Below are 23,779 nucleotides of genomic sequence, written 5' to 3'. Positions count from 1 at the left end.
AGAGACCATGCAGAGCAACAACCCTGTGTTCCGCCGGTCGGAGGAGTTCCACGCCTCCGGCGCCAACGCCTACGGCAACCAGACGTACGCCGGCAACGGCTCGGCGTACCAGGGCTACGGGCAGACCGGCTACTCCGACCCCGCGACCTGGGGCACCGGCACGCCCGGCCAGCCCGGCCAGCCGGGCGCGGGCGTCCCCGCCGTCGACCGCGGCCCGATGACGATCGACTCGGTCGTGCAGAAGACGGCTGTCTCGCTCGGCCTGGTGATCGTCGCCGCGCTCGCCACCTGGGTGCTCACCCCCGACATCGAGAACGGCGAGATCAGCGGCGGGCTCGTCGCGGCGGTCACCCTCGGGTCCCTGGGCGCCTTCGTGCTGTCGATGGTCAACTCGTTCAAGCGGGTGATCAGCCCGGCGCTCGTCATGGCCTTCGCCGTCCTGGAGGGCATCGCCCTCGGCGCGCTGAGCAAGCTCTTCGACGTGCAGTTCGGTGACGGCGTCGTCTCCGGCGCGGTGATCGGCACGTTCGCCGCCTTCGCGGGCACGCTCGCGGCGTACAAGGTCTTCAACATCAAGGTCGGCAACAAGTTCCGCATGTTCGTGATGGCGGCCGTCTTCGGCATGATCGGGCTCAGCCTGATGGAGATGGTGCTGAGCATGTTCGGGGCGAGCATCGGCCTGTTCGGCTTCGGCACGCTCGGCATGCTGACCGCGATCGCCGGCCTCGTGCTCGGCGTGTTCATGCTGGTCCTCGACTTCGACTTCGTCGAGCAGGGCATCGCCAACGGGCTCCCCGAGCGGGAGTCCTGGCGCGCCGCCTTCGCGATGACCGTCAGCCTGGTCTGGATCTACACTAACCTGCTGCGCCTGCTCGCGATGTTCAGCGACAACTGAGCGACCGCGAAGGGCCCCGGGGTGCTCCCGGGGCCCTTCGGCGTGTTTGCGGGGTTCCGGCTGCCAAGCGTGACTTCAAGGACGCGTGGGACTCACCCTCGCCGTCGAGCCAGGCGGGCACCGCCAGCACCCGGCGGTGTCGCCCGGCGGCGGGCGGCAGGTCCAGCTCGGTGAGGATCGCAGTGGTGTGCTAGCCCTGCCCGGACGCCTCACCGGCGCCCTCCGGCTCCTCGGCGACGGTCATGTCCTCGCCGTCGTGCTGGGGTGCCTCCGCGGCCGTGCCCGGGTGACGGCGCCGGTGCCGAAGCTCGACCCACAGGCCGCGGACGCCGCGGCGGGAGCCGCCGACCTCGGTGCCGCCCAGCTCGGTGCCGGGCTGGTTGACGGCCTGGAGCGCGGCCGCGGTGATCGGCAGTACGCCCTCGCCACGGTAGGCCTCCGGCTCCGCCTCGTCCTCGGGGATCAGGCCGAGCGCGGCCAGGGCGGAGGGCAGCAGCACCGTGACCAGCGAGCGGTAGCCGTCGGCCGACGGGTGGAACTGGTCGGGCCCGAAGAGGATCGCGGGTGCGGCCGCGAACTCGGGTCCGAGGATCGAGCCGAGGGAGACGGTGCGCCCGCCCGCCTCGACCACCGCGATCGTCTGGGCGGCCGCGAGCCGGCGTGACCACGCGCGCGCCACCTGCTTGAGCGGCGGGGCGATCGGCTTGATGGTGCCGAGGTCGGGACAGGTCCCGACCAGCACCGCCACGCCGGCCTCGCGGAGCCGGCGTACCGCCTCGGAGAGGTGGCGCACGGACGCCGACGGCAGCACGCTGTGGGTGACGTCGTTCGCGCCGATCAGCACCACCGCGACGTGCGGCTCGGTCGGGAGCGCCCGGTCGATCTGGCTGGACAGGTCGGAGGACATCGCGCCGACGACCGCGAAGTCGCGCAGGTAGACCCTGCGGTCGGCCCGCTCCGCCAGTCCGCTGGCGAGCAGCGCGCCGGGGGTCTCCTCGACCCGCTCCACGCCGTACCCGGCGGCGCTGGAGTCCCCGAGCAGCGCCACCTTGATCGCCGGGCCGGGCCGGCCGCGGCCGTACCAGCCGGTCGGGTCGGGCGGGTCGTCGTCGAGGCGGCCGATGGTCTTGCGCGCCACCCGGGCCTCGACCCGGAGCAGGCCGTAGAGGGCTCCGCCGAGCACCGAGACGCCGCCCCCGCCGTACGCAGCGGCGGAGGCCAGCTTGCGAGCAGCGGCGGCTTTCCCCACGGCCTCACTCTACGGACGGGGGCCAGCCCCGGCCGGCGGGGTCGGCCGGCGTCGTGGCGGGGTTTACGCGATGGTGCGGACCGCCTCTAGATTGGCGGGGTGCAGTACGTGAACTCACTCCTCGACCTCATCGGCAACACGCCGCTGCTGAGGCTCTCGACGTCCATGGGCTCCCTGAACGGCGCGAAGGGACCGATCGTCCTCGCCAAGGTGGAGTACCTCAACCCCGGCGGCTCCGTGAAGGACCGCATCGCCACCCGGATGATCGAGGCGGCCGAGGCGGACGGCCTGCTGCAGCCCGGCGGCACGATCGTCGAGCCGACGTCCGGGAACACCGGCGTCGGGCTGGCGATGGTCGCGCAGGCGAAGGGCTACAAGTGCGTCTTCGTGTGCCCCGACAAGGTCAGCGAGGACAAGCGCAACGTGCTCAAGGCGTACGGCGCGGAGGTGGTCGTCTGCCCGACCGCCGTCGAGCCCGAGCACCCGGACTCCTACTACAACGTCTCCGACCGGCTGGCCTCCCAGCCGGGTGCGTGGAAGCCGGACCAGTACTCCAACCCGCACAACCCGCGGTCGCACTACGAGACCACCGGCCCCGAGATCTGGGCGCAGACCGAGGGCCGGGTCACCCACTTCGTCGCCGGTGTCGGCACGGGCGGCACCATCAGCGGCACCGGGCGCTACCTCAAGGAGCAGAACTCGTCGATCCAGGTGGTCGGCGCCGACCCCGCCGGCTCGGTGTACTCCGGCGGCAGCGGCCGCCCGTACCTGGTCGAGGGCGTGGGCGAGGACTTCTGGCCGGAGGCCTACGACCGTGACGTCGCCGACCGGATCATCGAGGTCTCCGACGCGGACTCCTTCGCGATGACCCGCCGGCTGGCCCGCGAGGAGGCGCTGCTGGTCGGCGGCTCCTCCGGCATGGCCGTGCACGCGGCGGTCCAGCTCGCCCACGAGCTCGCCGGCACCCCGGAGGGCGAGGACGCGGTGATCGTCGTACTCCTCCCGGACTCCGGCCGCGGCTACCTGACCAAGGTGTTCAACGACGACTGGCTCGCGCAGTACGGCTTCCCGATCGACGGCGCCGAGCGGTCCGTGCAGTCGGTCGGGGAGGTGCTGCGCGGCAAGAGCGGCCGGCTGCCCGACCTCGTGCACACGCACCCGAACGAGACCATCGCCGAGGCCGTGGCGATCCTCCAGGAGTACAACGTCTCCCAGATGCCGGTCGTGCGCGCGGAGCCGCCGGTGGTGGCCGCCGAGGTGGTCGGGTCGGTCTCCGAGCGGACCCTGCTCGACCTGCTGTTCACCGGCGCGGCGCGGCTCACCGACAGCGTCGGCGAGCACATGGCGCCGCCGCTGCCGACGATCGGCTCGATCGAGCCCGCCTCCGACGCCGTCGCCGCGCTCGAGGGCGCCGACGCCCTCCTGGTCCACGAGGACGGCAAGCCGGTCGGCGTCGTCACCCGCCACGACCTGCTGGCGTACCTGGCGCGGGGCTAGCCGCGTCTCGCGTGTCGGCTTCGCCGCCACGCGGGCCGCGGGATCGATCCCGGGCCAGTCGGTCCTCGTCGTGGTGGCGGTGGGCGCGTGAGTGTGGACCGCAACCTCTATAGTGAGAACACGTTCTAGTTCTCAGGAGGGCTGATGGCGGCGACGGGCACCCCGGCGGTCGACGGCTGGTTCACGACCGGACCGCAGCCGGCGCTGCTCGGCTCCCGCTGCACGACGTGCGGGACCGTCTTCTTCCCCAGGGCCGCCGGCTTCTGTCGCAACCCGGCCTGTGCCGGCGAGGAGTTCGAGGAGACCGAGCTCTCCCGCCGGGGCACGGTCTGGTCCTACACCGACGCGCAGTACCAGCCGCCGCCGCCGTACGTCCCGCGCACCGACCCCTACGAGCCGTTCGCGCTCGCGGCCGTCGAGCTGCCCGAGGGGCTCGTCGTGCTCGGCCAGGTGGCCGACGGGTACGGCGTGGCCGACCTGCGGGTCGGCGCCGAGGTCGAGCTGGTCGTGGAGACGCTCTACGCCGACGAGGCCGGCGAGCGCACCACCTGGCGCTGGAAGCCGGTGGCGGAGATGGGCGAGGAGGCCGACCAGTGAGCGGGAGCAAGGACGTCGCCGTCCTCGGGGTCGGCATGCACCCGTGGGGCAAGTGGGGCCGCCCCTTCGTCGAGTACGGCGTGCACGCGGCGCGGGCCGCCCTCGCCGACTCCGGCGTCGACTGGCGCGACGTCGACCTGGTGGTCGGCGGCGAGACCGTGCGCAACGGCTACGGCGGCTACGTCGCCGGTGCGACGTTCGCCCAGGCGCTCGGCTGGAACGGCGCTCGGGTGGCCACGTCGTACGCCGCCTGCGCCACCGGCGCCCAGGCCCTCGACACCGCCCGCGCCCGGATCCTGGCCGGGATGTGCGAGGTGGCGCTGGTGGTCGGGGCCGACACGACCCCCCAGGGGTTCCTCGCGCCCAACGCGGGGGAGCGGTGGGACGACCCCGACTGGCTGCGCTTCCGGCTGCTGGGCATGACCAACCCGGCGTACTTCGCCCTCTACGCCCGCCGCCGGATGGACCTGTACGGCGCCACCCCGGAGGACTTCGCCCGGGTCAAGGTGAAGAACGCGCGGCACGGGCTGGAGAACCCGCACGCCCGCTACCGCAAGGAGGTCACCGTCGAGGACGTGCTGACCAGCGCGGTCGTCTCGGACCCGCTGCACCTGCTCGACATCTGCGCCACCTCGGACGGTGCGGCGGCGGTCGTGCTCACGTCCACGGACTACGCACGACGGCGCGGCGTCTCGAGCCCGGTGCGGATCAACGCGATCTCGACGGTCACCCCAACCTTCCCGAACACGGTGCTGGACATGCCGAACCTGTCCACCGACTCCAGCCTGGTCGCCGGGGCGCCGGAGCGGACGTTCAAGGAGTCGATCGGCCAGGCGGCCTACGAGGAGGCCGGCATCGACCCCGCCGACGTGGACCTGGCCGAGGTCTACGACCTCTCGACCGCCCTCGAGCTGGACTGGATGGAGGACCTCCAGCTCTGCAAGCGCGGCGAGGCCGAGGCACTGCTGCGCGCGGGGGAGACCGCGATCGGCGGCCGGATCCCGGTCAACCCGTCCGGCGGCCTGGCCTGCTTCGGCGAGGCCGTCCCCGCGCAGGCGCTCGCCCAGGTGTGCGAGGTGGCCTGGCAGCTGCGTGGTCAGGCAGGCGGCCGCCAGGTCGAGAGCGCCCGGGTCGGCATCACCGCCAACCAGGGCCTGTTCGGCCACGGCTCGTCGGTGCTCCTGAGCATCTGAGCCGGAGGTCGAGGGACAGGTCGTCGTCGCGGGCTTATCGGACGGATCTTGTCACTTTCTAGAGCGTTCTTCGGCAGGTCTTGTGGACCGGCGTGACGGAGATCTCGCGACCCGTGACAAACCCGGGACCTTGGTCCCGAGCCTCGGGCCCAGAGACCATGCCGAGGGGCCAAGGGTCTGTCCGAAGGTCGTCTCGTGGACATCCTCGACGTCGCACGGTGGCAGTTCGGAATCACCACCGTCTACCACTTCCTGTTCGTCCCCCTGACCATCGGCCTGACGCTGCTGGTCGCCGTGATGGAGACCAACTGGCTGCGTACGGCGCGGCCGGAGTGGCTGCGGCTGGCGAAGTTCTTCGGGAAGCTCCTGCTGATCAACTTCGCGCTCGGCCTGGTGACCGGCATCGTGCAGGAGTTCCAGTTCGGGATGAACTGGTCGGACTACTCCCGGTTCGTCGGTGACATCTTCGGCGCACCGCTGGCCGTCGAGGCGCTGCTCGCGTTCTTCCTCGAGTCCACGTTCCTCGGGCTGTGGATCTTCGGGTGGGACAAGCTCCCGCGCAAGCTGCACGTCGGCTGCATGTGGCTGGTCCACCTCGGCACGCTCGCGTCGGCCTGGTTCATCCTGGCGGCCAACTCGTGGATGCAGCACCCGGTCGGCTACGAGTACAACCCCGACACCGGCCGCGCGGAGCTCACCGACTTCTGGGCCGTGATGACCAACAAGGTCCAGCTCATCACGTTCCCGCACGTGATCCTGGCGGCGTACATGACCTCCGCGGCCTTCATCCTCGGCATCAGCGCCTGGCTCTACGCCAACAAGCGCTTCGAGCGGGACCGCTCGATGTACCGCATGGGCATCCGGCTGGGTGCCTGGGTGGCGCTGGTCGCCGGCCTCGGCGTCGCCGTCAGCGGCGACATCCAGGGCAAGATCATGACCGATGTCCAGCCGATGAAGATGGCGGCGGCCGAGGCGCTCTACCAGACCGACTCCGACGGCTGCGCGCCGTTCTCGATCTTCACGATCGGCACTCCCGACGGCAAGACCGAGAAGTGGTCGCTGACCGTCCCGTGCGTCCTGTCCTTCCTCGCCGAGGGCGACACCGGTGCCACCGTCGAGGGGATCAACGACCTGCGTGCCGAGTACGAGCAGACCTACGGCCAGGACCCCGGCGCGGCGTACTACTCGCCGGGCGACTACACGCCGTACATCCCCGTCACCTACTGGAGCTTCCGCCTGATGATCGGACTCGGCCTGCTGATGGCCGCCGGCGCCGCCCTGGTGCTGTGGCTGACCCGCAAGGGCCGCGCGCCGACCGCGCGCTGGTTCGCGCCGATGGTGCTCAGCCTCCCGGTCCTCACCGTGCTCGCCAACTCCTTCGGCTGGATCTTCACCGAGATGGGCCGTCAGCCCTGGGCGGTGTTCGGCCTGATGACCACCGCGCACGGCGTCTCGCCCGGGGTGAGCCAGCTCGAGGCCTGGATCTCGATCGTCGTGCTGACCCTCCTGTACGCCGTGCTGGCGGTGATCGAGGTCGGCCTGCTGGTCAAGTACGTGAGGAAGGGCGCCGACCCGTTCGAGGAGCCTCCGGACCCGACGCTGCGCGGCAGCGACGAGGACGAGGACCGACCCCTGGCGTTCGCCTACTAAGCGAGAGACGGATCGATGGAGCTCACCACAGTCTGGTTCATTCTGATCGCCGTTCTCTGGATCGGCTACTTCACCCTCGAGGGCTTCGACTTCGGGGTCGGCATGCTGCTGCCGGTGCTCGCCCGCAACGACCGCCAGCGACGGCTGCTGATCAACACCATCGGCCCGCACTGGGACGGCAACGAGGTGTGGGTGCTGACCGCGGGCGGTGCGACGTTCGCGGCGTTCCCCGAGTGGTACGCGACGCTGTTCAGCGGGTTCTACCTGCCGCTGCTGCTGATCCTGGTCGCGCTGATCGTGCGCAACCTGGCCTTCGAGTACCGCCACCAGCGCCCCGAGCAGTCCTGGCGGAACCGCTGGGACCTGGCGATCATCGTCGGGTCGCTCCTGCCCGCGATCCTGTGGGGCGTGGCGTTCGCGAACATCGTGCGCGGCGTGCCGATCGACGAGACCAAGGACTTCACCGGCAGCCTGTTCACGCTGCTGAACCCCTTCGGCCTGCTCGGCGGCGTCGTGACGCTGCTGCTCTTCCTCACCCACGGCGCGATGTTCATCGCGCTGAAGACCGACGGCGAGATCCGGCTGCGGGCCCGCCGGCTGAGCGTCCGGCTCGGTCTGGGTGCGGCCGTGGCGGCCGTGGTGTTCCTGCTCTGGACGCAGGCCGACACCGGCAACACCGGCTCGGCGGTGCTCTTCGTCCTGGCCGCAGCGGCCCTGGTCGGCGGCGTCCTCATGGCCCGAGCCGGGCGTGAGGGCTGGGGATTCCTCGGCACGTTCGTCACGATCGCCCTCGCGGTGGCCGGGCTGTTCGTCGCGCTGTTCCCCGACGTGATGCCGTCGACCACCGACGCGGCGTTCTCGCTCACCGCCACGAACGCGGCCGCCACGGACTACACGCTCAAGGTGATGACGATCGTGGCCGCGATCTTCACCCCGCTCGTGGTCGCCTACCAGGCGTGGACGTACTGGGTCTTCCGCAGGCGGATCTCGGAGCACCACATCCCCGAGGCCGAGCTGGAGTCCACGCCGGAGAACGTGGCGTGAGAGCGCCGTGAGGCCGGGCGACCCCCGGATCAGGCGTCAGCTCGCCCCGGCCCGGCGTCAGCTCGCTGTCGTCCTGGCCGCGGGGGTCGTGGGCAGCGTGCTGCTGGTCGGCCAGGCCTGGGTGGTCACCGAGCTCGTCCTCGCCGCGCTGCACGACGGCCCGGTCGGCCGCTGGGGGGTCCTCGTGGTCGCGGTGTTCGTGGCCCGGTCGCTGACCGGGTGGACCACCGACACGATGGCCGCCCGGGCTGCCGCCGTCGTCGGCACCGACGTACGCCGCCGGGTCGTCGCCGCGATCCTGCGCTCCGACGGTGCGCGGTCCTCCGGTGAGCTGGCCACCCTCGCGACCCGGGGCGCGAGCGCGGCGGAGCCCTACCTCACCCGCTACGTGCCGGCGCTGGTGCTCGCCGGCGTGCTGCCCTGCGTGACGCTGGTGGCGATCGCGACGCAGGACCCGATGAGCGCGCTGATCGTGGTCTGCACGCTGCCGCTGATCCCCGTCTTCGGCATCCTGGTCGGCCTGGCGACCCAGGACCGGGCGCGGTCGCAGTGGCGCGCGCTGGCCTCGCTGTCGGGCCACTTCCTCGACGTGATGCGCGGGTTGCCGACGCTGGTCGCGTTCCGCCGGGCCGGAGCGCAGGCCGCGACGATCCGCGCCGTCACCGACCGCTACCGGCGCCGGACCATGGACACGCTGCGCATCGCGTTCGTCTCCTCGGCGATCCTCGAGCTGGTGGCGACCCTGTCGGTCGCGCTGGTCGCGGTCACCGTCGGCCTGCGGCTCGCGCAGGGCAGCCTCGACCTGGAGACCTCGCTGGTCGTCCTGCTGCTCGCCCCCGAGGCCTACTGGCCGCTGCGGCGGGTCGGCGCCGAGTTCCACGCCGCCGCGGAGGGGGTCGCGACCTTCGAGGCGGCCAGCGAGCTCGTCGCGGAGCCGGACCGGGCCGACGGCGTACGCCGGGCCGGGCCGATGTCGCTGGAGGGCGTGACCGTGCTGCGCCCTGGTCGGGCCGTCCCCGCCCTCGAGGAGGTGACCCTGACCGTGCCCGACCGTGGCGTGACCGCCCTGACCGGACCGTCCGGGTGCGGCAAGTCCACGCTGCTCGCGGTCCTCGCGGGTCTGCTGGAGCCGACCTCGGGGGTGGTCCGCGGCCCGGACCGCCGCCGGATCGCGTGGCTGCCGCAGCGCCCGGTGTTCGTCGCGGGCACCGTGGCCGACAACCTCCGGCTCGCCGTGCCCGACGCCGATGAGCACCGGCTCTGGGACGCGCTGCGCCGGGTCGCCCTGGAGGAGCGGGTCCGCGACCTGCCCGCGGGCCTCGACACCGTGCTCGGCGAGGACGGGGCCACCCTCTCCGCCGGCGAGCGGGCCCGGCTCGCGCTGGCCCGGGTCGTCCTCGCCGACCGGCCGTGGGTGCTGCTCGACGAGCCGACCGCGCACCTGGACCCGCTGACCGAGCAGGTGGTCGCCGACACGGTCCAGGAGCTCGGCCGCACCCGCGCCGTGGTCGTGGTCGCCCACCGTCCGGCGCTGGTCGCGCTGGCCGACCGGGTCGTCGCGCTCACCCCGCCCGAGGTGCCCGAGACCGTGCCCACCGTCGGCGCGGCGGCCGCGCGGCCCGCCCCACCCGAGCCCGCCGTCGAGCCGCGGCGGCGCGGCCTGCTGCTGCCGACCCTGGTCGGTGGCCTGGCCTCCGCGTCCGGGGTCGCGCTCACCGCGACCGCCGGCTGGCTGATCGTGCAGGCCTCGCACCGGCCGGCCGTGCTGACCCTGATGGTCGCCATCGTCGGCGTGCGGACCTTCGGCCTCGCGCGGCCGGTGCTGCGGTACGTCGAGCGGCTCCGGTCCCACGACGTCGTGCTCCGGGTGCTCGCCGAGCGCCGGGTCCGGGTCTACGAGGCCGTCGTACCGCTCACGCCCGGCGCGCTGGGCCGGCGCCGCGGCGACGTGCTGGCCGCGATCGTCGACGACGTGGACTCCGTGCTCGACCGGGAGCTGCGGGTCCGGATGCCGGTGCGCGGCGCCCTCACCGTCGCGGCGATCGCGCTCGCGGTGGCCGCGATCATCGAGCCGCTGTCGGTCCCCGTCGTCGCGGGCACCTGCCTGGCCGCCGGCGGACTGGGCTACCTGCTGGCCCGGGCGGGCGCCACGCGCGCCGAACGGCGTGCGGTCGAGAGCCGGGCGCGGCTCTCGGAGGTCGTCGTCGAGGTCACCCAGACCGCGAGCGAGCTGGCGATGTGGCAGGCCGAGGGGCGCGCGCTCGCCTCGGTGTCCGCGGTCAGCGACGAGCTCGGTCGCGCCGGCGTCGCCGCGGCGACCTGGCTGGCCTGGGCCCGGGCCGTCGTGCTGGCCGTCTCCGGGGCCGGGGTCGCGGTGATGGCCTGGCTGTTGACGCCCCTCGTGGCCGAGGGCGCGCTGTCCGGGCCGATGCTCGCGCTGCTGGTGCTGCTGCCGCTGGCCCTCGCCGAGGTGGCCTCGTCGGTCGCCGACGCCGGCGCCCTCTCCGCCCGCACCCGGGCGGCGGAGGCGCGGCTGGCCCGGATCGCGGCGACCCCGCCGGCGGTGGCCGATCCCGAGGATCCGGTGCCCGCCGACGGTGGCGACCGGGTGGGAGTCGAACGGGTGTCGGCCGCCTGGGCGGACCGGGTCGTGCTCGAGGACCTCTCGCTCGACCTGCGTCCCGGCGACCGGGTGGCGGTGGTCGGCCCGACCGGTTCCGGGAAGAGCACGCTGGCCTCGCTGCTGCTCCGGTTCGTCGACCCGGTGCGCGGCCGGGTCGTGCTGGGGCGCCGCTCGCTGCGGGAGATCGCGCTCGACGACGTACGCCGCAGCGTCGGGCTGGTCGACGACGACCCGCACGTGTTCGCCACGACCCTCGCCGAGAACGTGCGGCTGGCGCGTCCCGAGGCCAGCGACGCCGAGGTCGAGGACGCGCTGCGGCGCGCGCGGCTCGGCGACTGGCTGGACTCCCTGCCGGCCGGGCTCGGCAGCTGGCTCGGCGACGGCCATGCCGGCGTCTCCGGAGGCGAACGGGCCCGGATCGCGATCGCTCGCTCGCTGCTCGCCGACCAGCCGGTGCTCGTGCTCGACGAGCCGGCGGCGCATCTCGACGGGGCGACCGCGGAGGCGCTCGCCGCCGAGGTCCTGGACGGCCAGGAGGGCCGCACGGTCCTCTGGATCACGCACGCGGACGCCGGTCTCGACCGGGTGGACCGCGTCCTCGACCTGGGGACTGATAGAACAGGGGCATGACCGAGGGCCCGGAGAAGATCCGCGTCTACCTCCTCGACGACCACGAGGTCGTTCGACAGGGGCTGCGCGCGCTGTTGGAGAGCTCTGGTGACATCGAGGTCGTCGGCGAGTCCGGCTCCGCGGTGGACGCCAGCAACCGGATCCCGGCGCTCCGGCCGGACGTCGCCGTCCTGGACGCGCGGCTGCCCGACGGATCGGGGATCGAGGTGTGCCGCACCGTGCGCGCGGTCGACCCGACCATCTCCGCGCTGATCCTGACCTCCTACGACGACGACGAGGCGCTGTTCGCGGCGATCATGGCCGGCGCCGCCGGCTACGTGCTCAAGGAGATCAAGGGCTCGGACCTGGTCTCGGCGATCCGCCAGGTCGCGGCCGGCAACTCGCTGATCGACCCGACGCTGACCGCGCGGGTGCTCGAGCGGGTGCGGCACCCACCGACGACCGCTCCGGAGCTGGCCGAGCTGACGGAGCAGGAGCTGAAGCTGCTCGGCTACATCGCCGAGGGCCTGACGAACCGGCAGATCGGCGAGCGGATGTATCTCGCCGAGAAGACCGTGAAGAACTACGTCTCCAGCATCCTTGCCAAGCTGGGCCTCGAGCGCCGCACCCAGGCCGCGGTGCTCGCCAGCAAGCTGCTCGGCAGCTGACCTCCGGCGACGACCCGGCCGAGGCTCTGGGGCGGGTCAACGCAGCGGCACGCGCCATACGAACGAGGTGCCGCGCGGCTGGCGCGGGCCGAGCTCGAAGGAGCCGCCGAGGGCGGTCGCGCGGCGGCGGGCGTTGCGCAGCCCGCTCTCGGCGTGGAGCGCATCGAGGCCGACGCCGTTGTCCAGCACGGTGAGCCGCACCTCGCGCTCGTCGGCGGCCAGCTCGATCTCGGCGCGATCCGCGGCGGCGTGCCGGGCCAGGTTCGAGAGCGCCTCGCGCAGCACCGGCAGCAGCTGCTCGCGGACCTCGGGCGGGACGGCGGTGTCGACCGGACCGACGGTCGTCACGGTGGGGTCGAACTTCAGCAGCGGCGCGTACTCCCGCGCGAGCTGACGCAGGTCGGCGCGCAGCGACGGCGCGTGCCCGCGGTGCTGGAGCTCGAAGATCGTGCCGCGGATGTCCTTGATGGTCATGTCGAGCGCGACCACCGCCTCGTCGATGCGCGCGGCCAGCTCCGGGCTGGTGGCCATCGATACCGTGCCCTGGAGCTGCAGCCCGGTGGCGAAGAGCCGCTGGATCACCAGGTCGTGCAGGTCCCGGGCGATCCGCTCCCGATCGGAGGTGACGGCCAGCTCGGCGCGGTCCTCGATGGCCTGGGCCCGGTCCAGCGCGAGCGCGGCCTGGTCGGCGAAGGACGTGAGCAGGGCGCGCTCGTCGATGGCCGGGGGCGGGGTGCCGCCCTCGAACAGCAGCACCAGCAGCCCACTGCCGACCAGGTGGGTGCGCAACGGCACCAGGAGCGCCTCCAGGTCACCGATGGCCCGGCCGACCGGGGAGTCGTCGCCCCGCGGCCAGACCTCGTCCCCCAGCAGCTCCAGCTTGCCGGCGACCCGGTCGGCGTCGGCGGGGTCGACCGACGTGGTGTGCACGGGGGTGCCGTTGTCCAGGCGGAGGACCGACGCGGCGATCGCACCGCTCATCGAGCGCGCCGAGCGGGCGACCTGGCTCAGCGCCCGGCCGAGCTCGATCGGCGGCTGCAGCGTCTCGGTGAGCTCGGCGGACGCCTCGAGCCACTGGCGCCGGCGCTCGCTGAGGCCGTAGGCGCGGGCGTTGTCGATCACGAACCCGGCCGTGCTCGCGAGCGACTCGACCAGCAGCTGGTCCTCGGGGGTGAACGCCCCGCCGCCGGACTTCTCGGTGAGGTAGAGGTTGCCGAAGACGGTGCCCCGGATCCGGACCGGCACCCCGAGGAAGGAGCGCATCGTCGGGTGGTGCGGCGGGAACCCGGCCGACTGCGGGTGCTCGGTGAGGTCGTCGAGCCGGAGCGGCTCCGGTTCGCGGATCAGCAGCCCGAGGATCCCCTGCCCGTGGGGCGGGTCGCCGATCAGGGCGCGCTCGGCGTCGTCGACACCGGTCGTCACGAACTCGACGAGCAGCGACCCGCTGCCGACCACGCCGAGAGCGCCGTACCGCGCGTCGGTGAGCCGGGTCGCGGCCTCGACGATGCGGGCCAGCACCGAGCGCAGGTCCAGGTCGGAGGAGATCGCGGCGACCGCGTCCAGCAGCGCTCGCGTCGAGGCGGACAGCACCCCGTCGTGCTCGGACGTCACGCCTCTAGTCTGCCGCGCCGTCCCAGGTTCGATCACACCGAGCGCCGCACGGGCAGCGCCGCCTCCACGTCCCACCCGGACCCGATCCGCCGGCCGGAGATCTCGGTCCACCGCAGCCGCAGGTGCAGGCTCCGGGCCCCGGACGCCCACGGCCGCGGCTCCCAGACGGTGCGGATGTGGTCGAGCTCCTCGGCGTCCGACACCACCTCGCCGCGGCCGCGGCTCACGACGCTCCAGCCGCGCTGCCGGTCGTGGTCGAACTGGTCGACCTCGAACGCGAGCATGCTGTCGCGGCCGTAGGTGCCGAGCACGCTGTACGGCGAGGTGCGCACCACGATCGCGTCGTCGACCACGGAGTAGTTGACGGGCACGATGTGCGGCCCGTTGGGGGAGGAGAGCGCGATCCTGCCGCCGACGCCGGCGCGCAGCAACCGCTCGCACTCCTCGCGGCTCAGGTCGATCGCTTCCGGCACGGCGGTGGCCCCCTCGGGTGGAACTCGGGTGGAATCTGTTCTCCCCATGCTGACGACGGGCCGTTGGGGTCAGCAGGGTCGATGGTCCTGACATGCGGGGCCTTCGGCGCTACTCGCTCCGGACCCCCCGGCCCACGGTGGATCCATGGAGACCACCGCGATTCCCTCGGGGAGCGTCGTCGTCGGCCTGGACGGCTCGCCGTCGGCCGAGCGGGCCCTCGAGTGGGCGATCGACCAGGCGCAGCTGGAGTCCCGCCAGCTGACCCTGGCGCACGGCGTGGACCCCTCCGGTTCTGTCTGGGTCGACCCGGTCGGCCTCGACCACCGCGTGGTGCTCGAGGCCCTCCAGGCCGACGCCGAGGTGATGCTCGACCAGGCCCGCGAGCAGGTCGCGCGGCGTGCCCCCGACCTCGTGGTGCACCAGGTCCTCCGGACGTCCGACGCCCGGGTCACCTTGCTCGAGCTCTCCGAGCAGGCCGCCATGGTGGTGGTCGGCTCCCGGGGGCGCGGGCCGATCAAGACCCTGCTCCTGGGCTCGGTGAGCCTCGCGGTGTCGCGGGAGGCCAGGTGCCCGGTCGTCGTGGTCCGGCCCGGCAACCCGGGCACGGTCCGCAACGGCGTCCTGGTCGGCGCCGACGGCACCGACCGCTCGCTGGCGACCCTCGAGTTCGCCTACCGGCAGGCCGCGCTGCACCGGCTGCCGCTGACGATCATGCACTGCTTCTGGGACGCCCGGCCGGCCACCGAGGAGGAGCCCGTGGCCAGCGACGTCCGGCTGGTGCTCGCCGAGTCGCTCGCCGGCCTGGGCGAGAGGTTCCCCGAGGTCCAGGCACGCACCGAGCTGGTCCGGGGGATGGCCGACGAGCGCCTGGTCCGGGCCTCGCAGCGGATGGACCTGGTCGTGGTCGGCGCCCACCACGGCGGCACGCTGACGACCCTGCTCTACGGCTCGATCGCCAACGCGGTGCTCGAGCACGCCACGTGCCCGGTCGCGATCGTCCCGGAGTCGGCTGTCCCGGAGTCGGGGGACTGACCGATGGACGCGGTGTCGACCGTGATGTCGCGCCGTGTGGTCGCGATCCGGTCCGACTGCGACCTCTCGATCGCCGTCGACACCTTCCTCGCCTCGGCGGTCCGCCACCTGGTGGTCGTCGAGCCCGATCGCACGGTGCGCGGCCTGCTGTCCATCGAGCAGGTGCTGGCCGCGCTCGGGCTGCCCGGCTGGCCGGGTCGCGTCGGCGACCAGGTGCTCCTGGAGCCGTCGCGGGTGAGCCCCGACGACGACCTCCAGCGCGCGGCGGAGGTGATGCTGGACGCGCTCGTCGACGCGGTCGTGGTCGCCGACGGGACCGGGAAGGTCGTGGGGCTGCTCACCTGGGCCGACCTGGTGACGCACGTCGCGGGGCGCCACCTCGCCGGTGGCGGCGCGACCTAGCCCACGTCGCCGTCGACGTACACCCACCGGCCGCCGCGTTGCTCGAACCGGCTGCGCTCGCGCAGCACGCCGGGCACCCCGCCGTGCGCGTACGACGCCACGAACTCGACCCAGTCCTCGCCGGCGTCCTCGATGCGGAGGCCGGTCCAGGTGAGCGCCGGGTCGGGGGCGAGGTCGTCGGGTCGGGTGCGTGGGTGCCAGGTGCGGAACACGTAGTCGGTCTCACCGACCGCGTAGGCGGCGTACCGCGAGCGCATCAGCTCCTCGGCGGTCGCGGCCTGCGCGGCACCGCGGTGCAGCCGGCCGCAGCAGGCGTCGTACGCCGTGTCGGAGCCGCAGGGGCACGTCCGCTGGAGATCCATGCGGACCAGGCTAGGCCGCCACGTCGGGACCAAGGTCCCGCCCATCGGGGTCGATGGCGACCTGCGTGCCGCCCGGTGTGCGAGCGCACACTGAAGACGAAGGTGTGGCGCTCGACGGACGGGCCGAGCAGGCGCGCAGGAGGTGCCTGACATGGAGGAGCAGAACGTTCCCAGGCGTTCGATCGCCGTCGGCGTGGACGCATCCGCGGAGGCGGAGAACGCGCTGGCCTGGGCGGCCGCGGAGGCCCGTCGCCGTGACCTGCCGCTGACTCTCGTGCACGGCGTGGGGCCGTCGGTGACGACCTGGATGGAGATCGGCTCGCCCAACCTCCGCGAGGTGCTGGACACGATGATCGCCGCGGGGCGGGACCTCCTCGATCGCGCGCAGGCCCGAGTGCTCGAGCTCGCTCCCGGGGTCGACACCTACCAGATCCTCCGCCTCGCGGGACCGCACGAGGCGCTGATGGCGCTCGCGCCGGAGGCCGAGATGATCGTCGTCGGCACCCGGTCGGCCGCGTCGCGCGGGGTGCCCCTGCCCGACGTCGCGGAGAGGCTGGTCGCCGAGCAGCCGCCGTGCCCGGTGATCGTGCCGCGGGCCGGCGGGCCCGATCCCAAGCTCGGCATGGTCGTTCTCTGCGACGGCTCTCCGGAGTCGCGGGTGACGCTGGTGCGCGCCTGGCGACGGGCGCGGGAGAACGGCCAGCCGTTGACCGTGCTGCTCTGCCTGCCGGACCCTCCGGCGGACGGTCCGGCCACGGACCTCGGGCTGATGGACGCGATGGCGCGCATGGAGTCCGAGCTCGGGCCGTCGCTGTTGGGATTCGAGCGGGCGCTCGTGGCGGACATGGTGGCCGAGCTGCGCAGCGCGCTCCCGGGGGTCGACGCGCAGCTGTTCGTCGATGACGCCGCCATCGACGAGTGCCTGAAGAGGGTGCCGCTCGACGCGGACATGCTCGTGGCCGGGGCTCCCCACGCGCGACGGGTCGCGGAGGTCGTCGGTGCCTCCGAGACCGACGAAGCGTGCGCGACGGCGATCCTGCCCCCGCTGCTGCCCGAGGAGCGCGACGCTGCCGGAGCGGCCGCTGGCGCATCGGATCCGGGCACGTCGGTCGCAGGTGACGGCCCGTCCGACGAGCCCACGTCGGCCGACCGGGTGCGGGCTCGCCGGTGGACCCGCCTCGGCGCCCGACGGGGCAACTAATGGGCGGCTAGCGGCGACTCGCGGGCGACTCGCGGGCGACTCGTGGGCGAGCGGTCGCGTCACGCGACCGATCGAGCGGAAACGGAGACCTGTCCCGTTTGTTGGAGCCGTGGGTAGCGTGGTGACGTGACCTCGGCTCCTTCTCCGAAGACGGTCGGTGAGCTCCGCGCCTCCGGCCACGTCCAGAAGCACCTGCGCCAGGAGATCCGCGACAACCTGCTCGCGGCGCTGCGTGAGGGCCGCGATCCGTGGCCGGGCCTGCACGGCTTCGACGACACCGTGATCCCGCAGCTCGAGCGTGCGCTGATCGCCGGCCACGACGTGGTGCTGCTCGGCGAGCGCGGGCAGGGCAAGACCCGGCTGCTGCGCACCCTGGTCGGGATGCTCGACGAGTGGACCCCGGTGATCGAGGGCTCCGAGCTCGGTGAGCACCCCTACGACCCGATCACCCACGCATCGCGACGGAGGGCCGCCGAGCTGGGCGACGACCTGCCGGTCGCCTGGCGGCACCGCGACGATCGCTACTCCGAGAAGCTCGCCACCCCGGACACCTCGGTCGCCGACCTGATCGGCGACGTCGACCCGATGAAGGTCGCGGAGGGTCGTTCGCTCGGTGACCCGGAGACGATCCACTTCGGGCTGATCCCGCGCAGCCACCGGGGGATCGTCGCGATCAACGAGCTGCCCGACCTCGCCGAGCGGATCCAGGTCGCGATGCTCAACGTGATGGAGGAGCGCGACATCCAGATCCGCGGCTACGTGCTGCGACTGCCCCTCGACGTGCTCGTCGTCGCCAGCGCGAACCCGGAGGACTACACGAACCGCGGCCGGATCATCACCCCGCTCAAGGACCGCTTCGGCGCCGAGATCCGCACCCACTACCCGGCCGAGCTGGACGACGAGGTGGCCGTGATCCGCCAGGAGGCGGACCTGGTCGCCGAGGTCCCCGATCAGCTCGTCGAGATCCTGGCGCGCTTCACCCGGGCCCTGCGCGGGTCCAGTGCCGTCGACCAGCGCTCGGGCGTCTCGGCGCGGTTCGCGATCGCCGGAGCGGAGACGATCGCCGCCGCCGCGCTGCACCGGGCCACCTCCCAGGGCGAGGACCGGGCCGTGGCCCGGGTCGTCGACCTCGAGACCGCGGTCGACGTGCTCGGCGGGAAGATCGAGTTCGAGAGCGGCGAGGAGGGCCGCGAGGCCGAGATCCTCACCCACCTGCTGCGCACCGCGACCGCCGAGGCCGTGCGCGCGCACTTCCGCGGCCTGGACTTCGCACTGCTCGTCGCGGCGATCGAGAACGGCGCCATGGTCACCACCGGCGAGCAGGTCACCGCCCGGGACTTCCTCACCGGCCTGCCGGTGCTCGGCGAGTCCGAGCTGTACGACGAGATCTGCGAGCGGTTCCAGGCGGGCGACGACGGCGAGCGGGCGTGCGCGATCGAGCTCGCCCTGGAGGGGCTCTACCTGGCCCGCAAGATCGGCAAGGACGCCGACGGCGCCGAGACCGTCTACGGCTGATGAAGGACCGGACCCGCTTCAAGCGGTACGACGGCGGCGACCCGCTCGCCCCGCCGGTCGACCTCGCGGAGGCGCTCGACGCGATCGGCGAGGACGTGATGGCGGGCTACTCGCCCGAGCGCGCGATGCGCGAGTTCCTCCGTCGCGGCGGCCGGGACCAGAGCGGCCTCGACGACCTCGCCCGCCAGGTGGCGGAGCGGCGTCGCGACCTGCTCCAGCGGCACCACCTCGACGGCACCCTCGAGGAGGTGCGCGAGCTGCTCGACCACGCGCTGCTCGAGGAGCGCAAGCAGCTGGCCCGCGACGCGATGATGGACGACGGCGACCGGGCGCTCCGCGAGATGCAGCTGGAGAGTCTGCCGCCGAACACCGCCGCCGCGGTCAGCGAGCTGTCGTCGTACGACTGGCAGAGCCGCGGGGCCCGCGAGGACTACGAGAAGATCAAGGACCTGCTCGGCCGCGAGCTGCTGGACCAGCGCTTCGCCGGCATGAAGCAGGCGCTGGAGAACGCCACCGACGAGGACCGCGCGGCCGTCGACGAGATGCTCCAGGACCTCAACGGGCTGCTCGAGAAGCACCGGCTCGGCGAGGACACGCAGGCGGACTTCGACGAGTTCATGGCCAAGCACGGCGACTTCTTCCCCGAGAACCCCCAGAACATCGACGAGCTCCTCGACTCCCTCGCCCAGCGCTCGGCCGCGGCCCAGCGGATGCTGAACTCGATGTCACCCGAGCAGCGCCAGGAGCTGATGGAGCTCTCGGCGCAGGCCTTCGGGTCACCGCAGCTGATGGACTCGCTGAACCGGCTCGACGCCAACCTCCAGGCTCTGCGACCCGGCGAGGACTGGGGTGGCTCGGAGAGCTTCGGCGGCCAGGAAGGGCTCGGGCTCGGCGACGGCACCGGCGTGCTGCAGGACCTCGCCGACCTCGACACCCTCGGCGAGCAGCTCGCGCAGTCGTACGGCGGCGCCCGGATGGACGACGTCGATCTGGACAAGCTCGCGCGGCAGCTGGGCGACGAGGCAGCCGTCGACGCGCGCGCCCTCCAGCGGCTCGAGCAGGCACTGCGGGACTCGGGCTACATGAAGCGCGGCACCGACGGTCAGTACCGGCTCTCGCCGAAGGCGATGCGCCAGCTCGGCAGGGCGCTGTTGCGCGACGTGGCCGAGCGGCTGTCGGGCCGGCAGGGCAACCGGGAGCTCCAGCGGGCCGGTGCCGCGGGCGACCTGTCGGGCGCGACCCGGCAGTGGACGTTCGGCGACACCGAGCCCTGGCACGTCTCGCGCACGATGCTCAACGGCGTGCTGCGCCGGGCTGGCGACCCGACCGGGCCGCGGCTCAGCATCGACGACGTCGAGGTGCAGGAGACCGAGGCCCGCACCCAGGCCGCCGTCGCGCTGCTCGTCGACACCTCGTTCTCGATGGCGATGGATGGCCGCTGGGTGCCGATGAAGCGCACCGCGCTCGCGCTCCACACGCTGATCCGCTCGCGCTTCCGCGGTGACGACCTGCAGCTGATCGGCTTCGGCCGGCACGCCGAGGTGATGGAGATCGAGCAGCTCACGGGGCTCGACGCCCGCTGGGACAAGGGCACCAACCTGCACCACGCCCTGCTGCTCGCCAACCGGCACTTCCGCAAGCACCCCAGCGCGCAGCCGGTGCTGCTGATCGTCACCGACGGCGAGCCGACGTCCCACCTCGAGCCCGACGGCGAGGTCTACTTCTCCTACCCGCCGCACCCGCTCACCGTCGCGTACGCCGTCCGCGAGCTGGACACCGCCGGCCGGCTCGGCGCGCAGACGACGTTCTTCCGCCTCGGCGACGACCCGGGCCTGGGCCGGTTCATCGACCAGATGGCTCGTCGCGTCGACGGCCGGGTGGTCGCCCCCGAGCTCGACGACCTCGGCGCCGCCGTCGTCGGGTCCTACCTGGGCTCCCGTCGACCGAACGCGGGCCACGGCGGGTACGGCGACTGGTTCGGCGGTCGCGGCTTCTGGGTCGGCGACTAGCGCCGCCCCACTAGCGGCAGGCGGTCACCTCGATCTCGCCGGCGGCGGAGACCCCGGCGGTGAACCGCAGCACCCGCCGGCTGGGGGCGTACTCGAACGGCACCCGGTCGCCGTCGGCCCGCACCCCGCACGGTCGCCAGGCCGGGTCCAGCCCCGCCAGCGTGGCCCGCACGGCGTACGTCCGCGCATCCGTCGCGTCGAGGCGCAGCGTCCAGGAGCCGCCGGTGACCTCCGAGCGCAGCGTCTCGCCCGGCCCGAGGGTCCCGCGCGAGGCCCCGACCCGCGGCGCGGCGAGGAGGGTACGCCGAGCGGCCCGGTCGGCCAGCCGGACGATGCCGTCGCCGTAGTCGCTGAGGGTGTCGACGCCCCGCGGCAGCAGCGGCACGACCGCGCCGGCGCGCAGGAACAGCGGGATGGTGCCGAGCGGCGCCCGGGCGGTCACGGTGCGGTGGCCGCGCACCGCCTCGGCGCGCCGCAGGTGGAAGCGGCCGTCGTCTCGCAGCCGCCAGGCGCGGGCGAGCTCGATCCAGTGACCGCCGGGGAGGTACACCTGCCGCGTGCTGGTGCCCGGGCTGGTCACCGGAGCGACGAGCAGGTCCCGGCCGAAGAGGTACTCGTCGTCGGTGCGCACGGCCCGCCGGTCGCCGGGGTGGGCCAGGACGAGGTGCCGCATCAGCGGGAGACCGCGCTGCAGGTACGCGTCCTGGCTGCCGGCGATGTAGGGATAGAGCATCGTGCGCAGGCGGGTGTAGCGCTTCCACACCGGCGCCACGCCCGGGTCGGTGACGTTCGGCCGCGCGCCGGAGACCCCGATCGAGATGCCGCCGGACTGCAGCCGCATCACGCCGGTGAACGCGCCGTACTCGATCCACCGGGCCAGCAGCTCCGGCGTCAGCTTCGGGTCGCCGATCAGGGTGAAGAACCCACCGATGTCCGGTCCCCAGAAGGACAGCCCCGAGGTGCCGCTGGTCAGGCCCTGGCGGACCGAGGACGTCAGGCCGTCGAAGTCCCACGAGGTGGTGGGGTCACCGCCCCACACGATCGAGGACTCCTTGATGGCGTCGGTCCAACCGGAGCGGTTGAACCGCAGCAGCGGTCGCGGCGCCCGGGTCTCGAAGTCGCGGGCCGTCGCGTGGTACTGCTCGACGTAGCGGTTGTGCATCGTCGGCCCCGGCGTCCCGTCGGCCGATACCGCGGTCCCGGGGGTGTACTCGCCGAAGTCCTCCATCCACCCGTCGTAGCCGTCCGCGACGGCCTCGTCGAGCAGTCGGTGGAACAGGTCGCGGCCGGCCGCGGCGGAGAAGTCGAACTGGGAGACCCGGAAGTTCGACGCGGTCGAGTAGCGGTAGACCAGCGGGGAGCCGTCGGGGTTGCGGGTGAACGCGCCCGCGGCGACGCCCTCGTCGTAGACCGGCTGGTAGCTCGTGCAGACCATCGGGTTGAAGTACGTCGTCACGCCGACGCCCCGGTCGTGCAGCGACTGGGTGAGGGTGCGCTCGCGCGAGGAGTCCTGGGCGCCGCACGGTAGGTAGTGGGCGTAGGTCTGGGCGACCGAGATCGCGACGTCGCGGTCTCGCTGCTCCGCGAGCTCGGCCGCGGCGTCACCGATCGGCTGCCACCAGGCGCCGTAGGCCATCGGGCTGGCCGGGGCGGGCTGCCGGCCGACGGCTCCGGTCATCCGCGTCAGGGCCCGCGCCGGCGTCGGCCCCGGGAACACGCGCAGGTCGAGTCGGTCGGACTGCACCACCAGGCGGTTCACGTCCGGGTGCTGCGGCGTCGCCAGCTCGAACGAGCTGTCCTCGTCGTTGTCGACGAGCACGCCGTACCCGGCTGTCGAGAGCATCCACGGCACCGGGAAGTACGTCGCGTCCGCGCGACTACTGAAGCCCGGCTGCGGCACGAACCCGGCGACGAGCGCCGCCTGGTTGGTCGTGTAGGGACCGTCGAGCACCCGGTTCTGCACCGTCCGGCCGCGATGGTCCACCGCGTCCGAGCGCTCGCCCAGGCCCAGGTAGCGCTCGCCGCGGGGCGCACGGAGATCGATCGACACCGCGGTGATCCCGCTGCCCTGCCCGGTCACCGCCACGGCGTAGGCGCCGTCGCCCGCGGGGCTGACCCGCACGTTCGCGGTGAGGGCCGGGTCGGCGGTGCCGAGCTCGACGACGTCGTCGTGCACGGCCAGCACGTGGTCGGCGGGCACCCTCCCGGTCGCCGTCACCAGCGCGATCGCGTCCCGCGCGACCGTGGCCAGCACCGTGCCGTCGTCATCGACGAAGCGCAGCGCCCAGTCGCCGCCGACGGGGGCGGTCACGACGGCGTGCATCCCGCCGGACCCGTCCGGCGCCGGGCCACCCGACGCCCGGCCGTCCGGACCGTCCTCGGCCGAGGTGGCCGGCGCACCGGTCACCAGCAGGCCGGTGACGAGCGCGAGTCCGGCGAGGGGCGAGAGCATGGAGTGGGCGGGCATGGCGGCATGCTCGCACGAGGCCCACGGTGCCGCGGTGCTTCGCCGCACCGGCCTACCAGGTGTCGTGGCGGCTCCGCCGCTCCCAGTTGACGCAGGGTCGCGTCGAGGTGCGCCCCACGCCGGCGCAGGTCGGCGGCTCGGCGGGTGCCTCGAGCTCGTCGGTGGCGAGGTCGCGCACCAGCAGGTGGCGGGCCAGCCGGTAGCCGTTGAGGAGGATCTCGCAGTCGCAGTAGCCCCCGACACTGCCGAGCCGTCGCTCCAGCCCGGTCGCCGTGGGCGAGCGCACGTCGCGGAAGCGCTGGGCCCAGCGCAGCGTTGTGTCACACCCGAAGTCGGGGAGCATCCGGGCGACGAAGCAGGCCAGGCACTCGCGCGGTGCCGGCCGGCACCGCGGGTCGGCCAGGACCTGCAGGTAGCGCTCGGCCTCGTCGGCCACCGACATCTCGCTCATGGGTCCTTCCTAGTCGCGGCCACCGACAGCGCCCCGGGGTCGGCTCGTCCGGCCCTGGGTGCGCGTGAGGCTCTGCGCGGGGGCGCGGTGTCCGGCCGGCTGCCGGGTGGGTGGTCGTGGGGCTGTGGTGACGGGCCGGGAGAGCGTCGGGCCCGGCTGCTCACGTCCTCCGGGTGAAGGCGACCTTCCCGCCGGGGAGTTGGGTCATCTTGTAGTGGGGGTCGTGGGCT

Annotated in this window: 19 protein-coding genes; 13 read left to right on the top strand and 6 right to left on the bottom strand. The window is 73.3% G+C overall.

The genetic code is table 11. The features are described 5' to 3' along the window. The first annotated feature begins 7 nt into the window (after positions 1-7). Positions 8-895, top strand: a complete 888-nt coding sequence (locus tag QMC84_RS04830) for a Bax inhibitor-1/YccA family protein (protein ID WP_300372371.1) — start codon at positions 8-10, stop codon at positions 893-895. Between the two features lie 190 nt (positions 896-1,085). On the opposite strand, the gene QMC84_RS04825 is transcribed toward QMC84_RS04830, so the two are convergent. Next, on the bottom strand, positions 1,086-2,144 hold the full coding sequence (locus QMC84_RS04825) for an SGNH/GDSL hydrolase family protein (RefSeq protein ID WP_300372370.1): 1,059 nt from the start codon (positions 2,142-2,144) through the stop codon (positions 1,086-1,088). 99 nt (positions 2,145-2,243) lie between these two features. On the opposite strand from QMC84_RS04825, the gene QMC84_RS04820 reads away from it, so the two are divergent. From QMC84_RS04820 to QMC84_RS04790, 7 genes are all read left to right on the top strand, one after another. Further along, positions 2,244-3,641, top strand: a complete 1,398-nt coding sequence (locus tag QMC84_RS04820) for a cystathionine beta-synthase (protein ID WP_300372369.1) — start codon at positions 2,244-2,246, stop codon at positions 3,639-3,641. A 144-nt stretch (positions 3,642-3,785) separates the two neighbouring features. Continuing rightward, complete coding sequence (locus tag QMC84_RS04815; protein WP_300372368.1) at positions 3,786-4,238, top strand: OB-fold domain-containing protein; 453 nt, start codon at positions 3,786-3,788, stop codon at positions 4,236-4,238. Next, positions 4,235-5,431 carry a lipid-transfer protein gene (locus QMC84_RS04810; protein WP_300372367.1) on the top strand — a complete coding sequence of 399 codons (1,197 nt, stop codon included), beginning with the start codon at positions 4,235-4,237 and terminating at the stop codon, positions 5,429-5,431. The genes QMC84_RS04815 and QMC84_RS04810 overlap by 4 nt, the downstream gene beginning before the upstream one ends. Positions 5,432-5,626: 195 nt before the next feature. Continuing rightward, entirely contained in the window at positions 5,627-7,081 is a 1,455-nt protein-coding gene (locus QMC84_RS04805; RefSeq protein WP_300372366.1) for a cytochrome ubiquinol oxidase subunit I, read from the top strand. Between the two features lie 15 nt (positions 7,082-7,096). Further along, on the top strand, positions 7,097-8,125 hold the full coding sequence (gene cydB, locus QMC84_RS04800) for a cytochrome d ubiquinol oxidase subunit II (RefSeq protein WP_300372365.1): 1,029 nt from the start codon (positions 7,097-7,099) through the stop codon (positions 8,123-8,125). Positions 8,126-8,132: 7 nt separating this feature from the next. Beyond that, entirely contained in the window at positions 8,133-11,378 is a 3,246-nt protein-coding gene (gene cydD / locus QMC84_RS04795; protein ID WP_300372364.1) for a thiol reductant ABC exporter subunit CydD, read from the top strand. Next, positions 11,375-12,025, top strand: coding sequence for a response regulator transcription factor (locus tag QMC84_RS04790; RefSeq protein ID WP_300372363.1), 651 nt, complete (start codon positions 11,375-11,377; stop codon positions 12,023-12,025). Before cydD ends, QMC84_RS04790 begins: the two co-directional genes overlap by 4 nt. A 36-nt stretch (positions 12,026-12,061) precedes the next feature. Here the strand turns inward: QMC84_RS04790 and QMC84_RS04785 are convergent, their stop codons facing one another. After that, positions 12,062-13,636, bottom strand: coding sequence for a GAF domain-containing sensor histidine kinase (locus QMC84_RS04785; protein WP_300372362.1), 1,575 nt, complete (start codon positions 13,634-13,636; stop codon positions 12,062-12,064). A gap of 32 nt (positions 13,637-13,668) precedes the next feature. Next, the gene (locus QMC84_RS04780; RefSeq protein WP_300372361.1) at positions 13,669-14,109 is read right to left on the bottom strand and encodes a pyridoxamine 5'-phosphate oxidase family protein; all 441 of its coding nucleotides are present in this window, start codon (positions 14,107-14,109) and stop codon (positions 13,669-13,671) included. 145 nt (positions 14,110-14,254) lie between these two features. Between QMC84_RS04780 and QMC84_RS04775 the strand changes: the two genes are divergently transcribed. Together QMC84_RS04775 and QMC84_RS04770 are read left to right on the top strand one after the other, a co-directional pair. Beyond that, entirely contained in the window at positions 14,255-15,142 is an 888-nt protein-coding gene (locus QMC84_RS04775) for a universal stress protein (protein WP_300372360.1), read from the top strand. A gap of 3 nt (positions 15,143-15,145) precedes the next feature. After that, positions 15,146-15,544: a CBS domain-containing protein gene (locus QMC84_RS04770; RefSeq protein ID WP_300372358.1), complete on the top strand. Its 399-nt coding sequence runs from the start codon at positions 15,146-15,148 to the stop codon at positions 15,542-15,544. Here QMC84_RS04770 and QMC84_RS04765 read toward each other — a convergent pair. Further along, positions 15,541-15,906: a YchJ family metal-binding protein gene (locus QMC84_RS04765; protein ID WP_300372356.1), complete on the bottom strand. Its 366-nt coding sequence runs from the start codon at positions 15,904-15,906 to the stop codon at positions 15,541-15,543. The genes QMC84_RS04770 and QMC84_RS04765 overlap by 4 nt on opposite strands. Positions 15,907-16,057: 151 nt before the next feature. Between QMC84_RS04765 and QMC84_RS04760 the strand changes: the two genes are divergently transcribed. From QMC84_RS04760 to QMC84_RS04750, 3 genes are all read left to right on the top strand, one after another. Further along, positions 16,058-17,107 (top strand): universal stress protein, encoded by a 1,050-nt coding sequence (locus QMC84_RS04760; RefSeq protein WP_300372354.1) that lies wholly within the window; start codon positions 16,058-16,060, stop codon positions 17,105-17,107. 126 nt (positions 17,108-17,233) lie between these two features. Then, positions 17,234-18,622 carry a magnesium chelatase gene (locus tag QMC84_RS04755; RefSeq protein WP_300372352.1) on the top strand — a complete coding sequence of 463 codons (1,389 nt, stop codon included), beginning with the start codon at positions 17,234-17,236 and terminating at the stop codon, positions 18,620-18,622. After that, positions 18,622-20,631 (top strand): VWA domain-containing protein, encoded by a 2,010-nt coding sequence (locus tag QMC84_RS04750; protein WP_300372350.1) that lies wholly within the window; start codon positions 18,622-18,624, stop codon positions 20,629-20,631. Before QMC84_RS04755 ends, QMC84_RS04750 begins: the two co-directional genes overlap by 1 nt. A gap of 10 nt (positions 20,632-20,641) precedes the next feature. On the opposite strand, the gene QMC84_RS04745 is transcribed toward QMC84_RS04750, so the two are convergent. Beyond that, positions 20,642-23,098 carry a TIM-barrel domain-containing protein gene (locus QMC84_RS04745; RefSeq protein WP_300372348.1) on the bottom strand — a complete coding sequence of 819 codons (2,457 nt, stop codon included), beginning with the start codon at positions 23,096-23,098 and terminating at the stop codon, positions 20,642-20,644. 52 nt (positions 23,099-23,150) lie between these two features. After that, on the bottom strand, positions 23,151-23,549 hold the full coding sequence (locus QMC84_RS04740; protein WP_300372346.1) for a DUF2695 domain-containing protein: 399 nt from the start codon (positions 23,547-23,549) through the stop codon (positions 23,151-23,153). Between the last annotated feature and the right edge of the window lie 230 nt (positions 23,550-23,779).

Origin of the sequence: Nocardioides sp. (assembly GCF_030019515.1) — a bacterium.
Taxonomy (GTDB): Bacteria; Actinomycetota; Actinomycetes; order Propionibacteriales; family Nocardioidaceae; genus Nocardioides.
The sequence above is the reverse complement of the archived record's forward strand: the minus strand, read 5'-3'. Positions and strand labels throughout refer to the sequence as shown.